This is a genomic window from Alcanivorax sp. HI0083 (assembly GCF_001635175.1).
The window spans coordinates 1-1107 of sequence record NZ_LWFX01001482.1; the positions used below are offsets into that span (position 1 = coordinate 1).

The 1107-nt window shown below is 51.8% G+C and carries 1 protein-coding gene and 1 rRNA gene; both read left to right on the forward strand.

Features of this window, described 5'->3' with window-relative positions; genetic code table 11:
• Nucleotides 1-442 (forward strand): phosphatidylcholine/phosphatidylserine synthase (locus tag A3754_RS28090; RefSeq protein WP_369817644.1); only part of this gene is annotated, 442 nt, incomplete at its 5' end.
• A 535-nt stretch (nt 443-977) separates the two neighbouring features.
• Nucleotides 978-1107: ribosomal RNA gene (locus A3754_RS22475) — 16S ribosomal RNA — on the forward strand; the annotation flags it as partial.

A 1107-nucleotide genomic window follows, 5' to 3' on the forward strand; every position in this document is an offset into this window, starting at 1 on the left:
CTGGGCATTGTCCGGCCTTGGCAAGTTTGGCTGGGTGGCTGCGTTGGTTTATGTGGCCTGTGCTGCCTTGCGACTGGCGCGGTTCAATGTGCAGGCGGAAACCACCGATAAGCGCTTCTTCATTGGCTTGCCTAGCCCAACGGGCGCCGGGTTGGTGGCTACCCTGGTGTGGTTGGGCGCCAGTCGTGGCATTGAAGGGGCTGATATTTCCTGGTTGGTGGCGGTGGTTGTCGCGGGCGCCGGTTTGCTGATGGTGTCGTCGGTGAAATATCACTCTTTCAAGGAATTTCATATTGGTCGAGTGCCTTTCAAGGTGCTTCTCGGGGTGATCATTGCTTTCGCCATCGTCTTTCTGGATCCGCCATTGGTGCTATTAAGTGTGGCTACGATCTATGTGGCCGTGGGTTTGTTGATGAGCCTTTGGCAACTTCGTAAGCATTAATCGCTTCTAACACATAAAAAAGGCGCCCTCAGGGCGCCTTTTTTATGTGTTGCTATGGCTGTGCGGCGACGGAAGTGCTGAAAATCTCGGCAGCCGGCGGAAAAAATGTCCGCGGCTGTGCTATTTTTCCCCTCCGGTCCTGTAATGGCAGGGGAAAACCTGGTGCGGAAGGTATTTAAACTGCATAAGAAACGAGCGTTTTAGGCCGTTTTTGATGGTTTTTCATCCGTCCCGGCTAAAAGGTGACCGTTTGATAAAAAAGTGATGAAAAAAGTGTTGACGGTCCCCCGTAAATCTCTAGAATGCGCCCCCACAGAGACGGCGGACACGGCAACACGCCAAGGACGCAGTCAGGAAGCCAAGGCTTCCAAGCTCTTTAACAATCAGGCAAGCAAACGTGTGGGACCTGTTCGGGATGGGATCTTTAAAAGATTTCAGTTCTGAACGAGTCAACAAAGTTTTTGTTAATTCAGATGACGAACTGAGCATGCATTAAGTGCTCCTCTCTATGAGAGGCCACTTTAAACGCTTTTCTTAACTGAAGAGTTTGATCATGGCTCAGATTGAACGCTGGCGGCAGGCCTAACACATGCAAGTCGAGCGGAAACGATCCTAGCTTGCTAGGAGGCGTCGAGCGGCGGACGGGTGAGTAACACGTGAGAATC